The 5,781-nt window shown below is 66.2% G+C and carries 5 protein-coding genes; 2 read left to right on the top strand and 3 right to left on the bottom strand.

Going from position 1 to position 5,781, the window contains the following annotated elements:
- A partial coding sequence (locus VFC51_20425) for an amidohydrolase family protein (protein HZT09398.1) occupies positions 1 to 850 on the top strand: 850 nt, incomplete at its 5' end.
- Between the two features lie 15 nt (positions 851 to 865).
- On the opposite strand, the gene VFC51_20420 is transcribed toward VFC51_20425, so the two are convergent.
- A complete protein-coding gene (locus tag VFC51_20420) occupies positions 866 to 2,602 on the bottom strand; it encodes an ABC transporter substrate-binding protein (protein HZT09397.1) in 1,737 nt (578 codons plus the stop codon).
- Between the two features lie 231 nt (positions 2,603 to 2,833).
- On the opposite strand from VFC51_20420, the gene VFC51_20415 reads away from it, so the two are divergent.
- The gene (locus tag VFC51_20415; protein HZT09396.1) at positions 2,834 to 4,054 is read left to right on the top strand and encodes an MFS transporter; all 1,221 of its coding nucleotides are present in this window, start codon (positions 2,834 to 2,836) and stop codon (positions 4,052 to 4,054) included.
- 101 nt (positions 4,055 to 4,155) lie between these two features.
- Here VFC51_20415 and VFC51_20410 read toward each other — a convergent pair whose 3' ends face one another.
- Together VFC51_20410 and VFC51_20405 are read right to left on the bottom strand one after the other, a co-directional pair.
- Positions 4,156 to 5,274, bottom strand: coding sequence for a hypothetical protein (locus tag VFC51_20410; protein ID HZT09395.1), 1,119 nt, complete (start codon positions 5,272 to 5,274; stop codon positions 4,156 to 4,158).
- 81 nt (positions 5,275 to 5,355) lie between these two features.
- On the bottom strand, positions 5,356 to 5,781 hold a 426-nt coding region (locus tag VFC51_20405; GenBank protein HZT09394.1), incomplete at its 5' end, for an ornithine cyclodeaminase family protein.

Here is a 5,781-nt window from a genome sequence, read left to right as displayed (position 1 = left end):
CCTCTTCGCCGAGACCGAAGAGCGCATCCGTGCGATGGACGAGCAGGGGATTGACGTCGAAGCGCTCAGTATCAATCCGTACTGGTATGCGGCCGAGCGAGACCTCGCGGCGGAGATCATCCGAATTCAGAATGAGCGGCTCGCTGAGTTTTGCGCGGCCAACGGCGATCGGTTTGTCGCGTTTGCCACCGTTGCCCTTCAGCACCCCGACCTGGCGGCCGAGCAGCTGGAGCATGCCGTTCGAAGGCTCGGCTTGCGGGGCGCCGCGGTGGGCGGGAGCGTCGAGGGCGAGGAGCTGGCGAACCCGCGGTTCCACCCATTTTGGGCCAAGGCTGAAGAGCTGGGCGCCCTCATCTTCATGCACCCTATGGGCACTCGGGAGCTGGCCAGCAGGCTCACCGGCAGCGGCGGGCTCGACAACGCTATCGGAAACCCGCTCGAGACGACCATCGCCCTCTCCCATCTGATCTTCGAGGGTACCCTGGACCGATTTCCCGGGCTGAAGCTTTGCGCCGCCCACGGTGGCGGCTACCTGCCCTCGTACGCCGGCCGATCGGATGCGATCGTCGAGGCGTTTCCCGAGCGCAAGCGCGTCCCACTCAAGAAGCGGCCCACCGAATACCTTCGTCAGCTCTATTTCGACTCGCTGGTCTTCACCGGCGAGGGCCTGCGCCATCTGATCGCCGAGACGGCGGCGGGGCAGATCATGCTGGGGACCGATTACCCGTATCCGTGGACCACGACGGCCGTCGACCACATCCTGAATACACCGGGCCTTACGGACGCCGAGCGCGTCGCGATTCTCGGTGGAACAGCCTCGAGTCTGCTCGGGATCGACCCCGACTTCTGAGCCGCATCGACGGGTCTACTGCCAGCTCCACTCGTAGATGCGCATCATCCCGTTCGGAGCGTCCGGGGTCTCGCGCGCAATGGGGCCTTTCAACGACGCCACGTGCGCGGTGATGATCGGCTGGTACCAGTAGGGAATCCACGGTAGCTCCTGTGTCAGGATGCGGTTCATCTCGGCGACATCGTGGATTCGATCGGGTGCGCGAAGCGCTTTCGTGTAATCCGTGTAGAGGCGGTCATAATCGGCGTTGCTCCACGCGCCATAGTTGTTGCCGCGCCAGCGGTTCGCCGGACCGGCCGTTTGCTCGGTCGTGAAGTTTTCCAGCGACGCCAAATCGCCCCCGCCACCCCATACCAGCATGCCGGGCCGCTGCGTGTACGTCTCGGCCTCACGGCTCTGCGCGGCGGGAAGGATGTTGCTGTGTGCGTTGAAGCCCGCGGCCTTCAGGCCGTCGACGATCACGCTGTTTTCCTGCTCGTTCTTCGATCCGGAGGAGGAGGCGACTTCCAGATCGAAGGGAGTGCCGTCCTTCCCGACGAACAGTCCGTCCACGCCTCTGGTGAAACCTGCTTCGTCCATCAGCTGCTGGCTCTTGGCCGGGTCATACGGATACTTCGTGATAACCCGGTCGATCTCCTGATAGTAGGGTAGGCGCGGCGACACAAACGCGTCGGCCAACAGTCCCTTGCCGGACTGGAGCGCGTCGCTCGCGGCCGCTTTGTCGAGGGCAGATGCCAACGCGCGCCGCACGCGCACGTTGAGGAGCGCCTTCGGCGACACAAGCTCAGGTCGGAACTGAATGACGCCGCGTCGGAAACCGACCGGAGCGTACAGGACCGTGCCACCATGGGTCGGGCCCCACTGCTGCTCGAGGGTGTCCGCGTGGTCTGGCGCGAGAACGTACTGTCCCACGTACTGGACCTCCCCCGAGAGCAAGTTCGCGAGGGCCGTGTTCGGGTCCGGCACGAAGACCGCCTTGAGATGATCGATTTTCGGTCGGCCCAGAACGTGACCGTCGAACGCCTCGGCTTCGATGAACGCGCCGGGCTCCCAGCGGGTGAGCCGATAAGGACCGAGCCCGACGTACTCGTTTGACCAGAAGGGGAGGTTGGGAAATTCAGTCGGATCGAGGTTCTGGAAATCGTTCTGCAGAATGTGGGCTGGCAGGGGCGGCAGACCGCTCGTCGCCATACGGGTTCCCAGCTCGGCGGCGTCCGCGTAGAGCTCCTTCCACCGGATCACGAAGGAGAGTGAATCGAGAGCTACCACCTCCTGCATCGAGCGGATCGGCGAGGACCCCGACGCGCCCAGCGACGGCGTGGCGTAGACCTGCCAGGAGAACACAAAGTCGTCGCTGGTCAGTGGCGCGCCATCGTGCCACGTAAGGTTTGGCTTCAATCGGTATGTGGTCTCCATCGTTCCGTCTGGGAAGACGCGCCACGTGTCCGTGTCTACTTTCGGAAGATCGGCTGCGAGGTACAGGTAGGACTCGCCGCGCTCGTTCTGTCCGTTGAGGTCCGCGTTGAATACCTGTTGAAGGTCGCGCAGCGCGCCTGAGAAGCCCACCAGCTCCTTGCTTGCAAGGGTGGGAGGCTCGCCGCGGACCGCGACGACGAGGGTCCGCTGGGACGAGGCCGCGCTCGATTGCGATGGCTGGGACGCGCTGCTGCCGGCCCGCTGGGTCGCGGGCGCACATGCCGCGACCGCGAGCGCGACGATCCAGATGAAACGAAACGGCGAGAGCGTTGGCATCGGTCCCTCCACTGGCGTAGCTCGGGTAGCCGTCGCGACGCTGCGAGCCTAGCGCGGCTGGCAGTGGTCCAATTCTATCCTTGCACCACCGATCCTCGGGTAAGATTGCGCCCGCGTCCCCAACAACCGACCAACGGGTGTTCTCCGCTCCGGGGGAGTCGAAGAGGTGCGAACGCTCCCGTGATCGCCGCGCAACGGGTCAACACCGCGGGCCAGGTCCTCCTCGCCAGTATGATCGGCACCACGATCGAATACTTCGATTTCTACATCTACGGTACGGCCGCGGTCATCGTGTTCCCGCAGATGTTCTTCCCGGCGACGGACCCGGCCGCGGCCATCCTGGCATCCCTCGCCACGTTCGCCATCGCCTTCCTCGCGCGACCCATCGGCTCGGCCCTTTTTGGCCACTTCGGCGACCGAGTCGGGCGCAAGACGACGCTGGTTGCCGCGCTCCTCACGATGGGGATCTCGACGTTCCTCATCGGCATCCTGCCGCCATACGCGGTCATCGGCGTCGCGGCGCCGGCCCTGCTCGCGCTCTGCCGGTTCGGACAGGGGCTCGGGCTCGGCGGGGAGTGGGGCGGCGCCGTCCTCCTCGCCGTCGAAAACGCGCCCGCGGGCCGTCGGGCATGGTACGGGATGTTCCCGCAACTCGGCGCGCCGGCCGGCTTCTTCATCTCCAGCAGCCTGTTTCTCGGCCTCTCCGGCGCGCTCTCCGACGATCAGTTTTTCGCCTTCGGCTGGCGGCTGCCCTTTTTGGCCAGCGTGGCGCTCGTCGCTGTCGGCCTCTACGTGCGCCTCACCATCGCCGAGACGCCGGCCTTTCGCGACGCACTCAGTCGCGAGGGGCGAGTGCGGGTCCCCCTGCTGGTCGTGTTTCGCGACCACTTCGGGGCTGTGGTGCGCGGCACGCTCGCCTCGCTGACGACGTTCGTCCTCTTCTACCTGATGACCGTCTTCACCCTCTCCTGGGGCACGACGGCGCTGGGATACAGCCGGACCAGCTTCCTCCTCATCCAGCTCATCGGCGTCGTGTGCTTCGCCATCACGATCCCCATCAGCGCGACCATCGCGACGCGCGGCCGTCGAAGCACCCTATTGTGGGTCACCCTCGGGATCGCCGCTTTCAGCTTCGCCATGGAGCCGCTCCTCTCATCGGGGTTCGCGGGCGCGGTGGCGACGCTCGTCGTCGGGCTTTCGCTGATGGGCATGACGTATGGCCCGCTCGGCACGATGCTGTCCGAGTTGTTCCCGACCCGCGTGCGATACACCGGCAGCTCGGTCACGTTCAATCTCGCGGGCATCATCGGCGCCTCGCTTGCGCCCTACATCGCCACCTGGCTCGCGCAGCGCTACGGGCTCGAGTTTGTCGGACTCTACCTCGCCGGCGCCTGCGCGCTGACGCTGATTGGGCTCATCGCCATCAGGGAGACGAAGGACGGCGCCTTCTGACCGGTCGCGAGTACGTCCGACGGGTCGGCTGTCTGTCGGCGCGCGGCGGTTCAGTCTGTCAGTGTCCTGTCGGGTCGATTGGCCCGCTGCAGCGCCGCGAGTTATGGGAGCTGGTCGTCGGGAACCGGCACTGCCACGGCGATGAGGCGCTGGACGCGCTTGTTGGCTGTGTCTGCGACGTAGAGGTTGCCCTGACCGTCCACCGACAGGCCGCGCGCGGCGAAGAATTCTCCTGGGCCATCGCCCGCGTCGGGAAACTGGCAGGACGGCGCGTCCAGGCAGTGACGCCACTGGTCGATGAACGTGCCGTCCGGCGCGAGCTTCTGCACCCGCCAATTGTCTCGGTCGCTCACATAGATGTTGCCCGCCTGATCGACGGCGACGCCGCGCGGCCCGTGGAAACGGCCGGGCTCGGGGCTCGCGTCGGGGCCCCCGCCAATCTGGGCCAGGAGCGCGCCATCGGGTGAGAACTTCAGCACCCGGTTGTTGTACTCGTCGGGCACGTAGAGATTGCCGTCGAGGTCGAGGGCTGGGCTCCCGAGGATCCAGAGGTCGCCGGGTGCCCGACCGCGCATCTCCCATACGGCGATCGGCTGGCCGTCAGACGTGAGCTTCTGGATTCGATTTCCGGCCACCTCGACCACGTACACGGCGCCCGAGCCGTCCACGGCGATGCCCTGCGGATCGACGAACAGCCCCGGTTGAGTCGGGTCACAAAAACGATTCTCGGCCGATGGTGTGCAAGCTCCCCATGTCGCGACGACGTTCCCTGCAGGGTCGAGCTTCAGCACGTGGTTGCGGGGTGAATCGCTGACGTAAACGTTCCCCTGGGCGTCGACGGCGACGCCGCGCGGGCTGCTCGATTCGCCGAGGCTGCCGTGCGGAGTGGGCCAGCGAGCCAGGACATCGCCGTCTGGCGACAGCTTCACCACCTGATTGTTTTGCGCGTCCGCCACGTACAGGTTGCACGAAGCGTCCAGGGCGACGGCCCAGGGGCCATCATCGCCTGGGGGCCCCGGGAACGCATACGAGTCCAGGACCTCCCACTGCCATTGCCAACGCCAGCGCTCCGGCGGGTCGGGAAGGGTGCGCCCTGGGCACCGGAGCGCCTGCGGCGCGAGGGCCTGGCTCGCGAGCCCGGTGGTGGAGCCGGTCAGGGCTACCAGGGCGAGCGATGAGAGCAGGGCGATCCACCGACGCGCGGAGAAGTTCCCATCCATGTTCAGCCTCCAATTTGGTATGGCAACATTGGCCGGGTCCCCTTTGTGGGGCGCGGCAGCCTGGACCGCCAGGGCCTTTCGCTAGTCTCGAATGTCCTGCAAGAACCACTCGGTAGGGATGGATCGACCCAGGTTTCGCTCGCGGCATCGCTCATAGACGAGCGAGCCGACGGCGGCGAACTGGAGTCCCTGGTTGCCGACGTTCAGGTACAGGGTGATTTGGTCGGCGCTTTCGCGCCTGATGGCGCCAGTGGCCAGATCGACGAAGCTCGGGAATCGGCCGCTGAACCCCTCTTTCCCGGCGGGCGGAGGCAGGCGCTGCATCTCTTCTTCGGTACCGGCGATATACGCGGCGGGGCTGTGCCCCCGGCCTGCTTGGAATCGCGGGTCTCCCTCGGGAACTGTCACCCCGCTCTGCCCCTGGCGGACGATGACGTCCGCTCGCTCAAACAGCAGCTGCGGCAGCTCGGCGGGCCCGAGGTTGGTGACGTGCATCCCTGGCTCCAA

The organism is Chloroflexota bacterium, from assembly GCA_035652535.1.
In the GTDB taxonomy this organism is placed as follows: domain Bacteria; phylum Chloroflexota; class UBA6077; order UBA6077; family SHYK01; genus DASRDP01.
Note: the sequence above shows the minus strand (reverse complement) of the source record. Positions and strands in the feature narration are given on the sequence as shown.

Bases quoted from the DNA above. Each gene is read 5' to 3' on its own strand.
- VFC51_20420 (HZT09397.1), bottom strand. From the start codon at position 2,602: ATGCCAACGCTCTCGCCGTTTCGTTTCATCTGGATCGTCGCGCTCGCG.
- VFC51_20415 (HZT09396.1), top strand. From the start codon at position 2,834: ATGATCGGCACCACGATCGAATACTTCGATTTCTACATCTACGGTACG.
- VFC51_20410 (HZT09395.1), bottom strand. From the start codon at position 5,274: ATGGATGGGAACTTCTCCGCGCGTCGGTGGATCGCCCTGCTCTCATCG.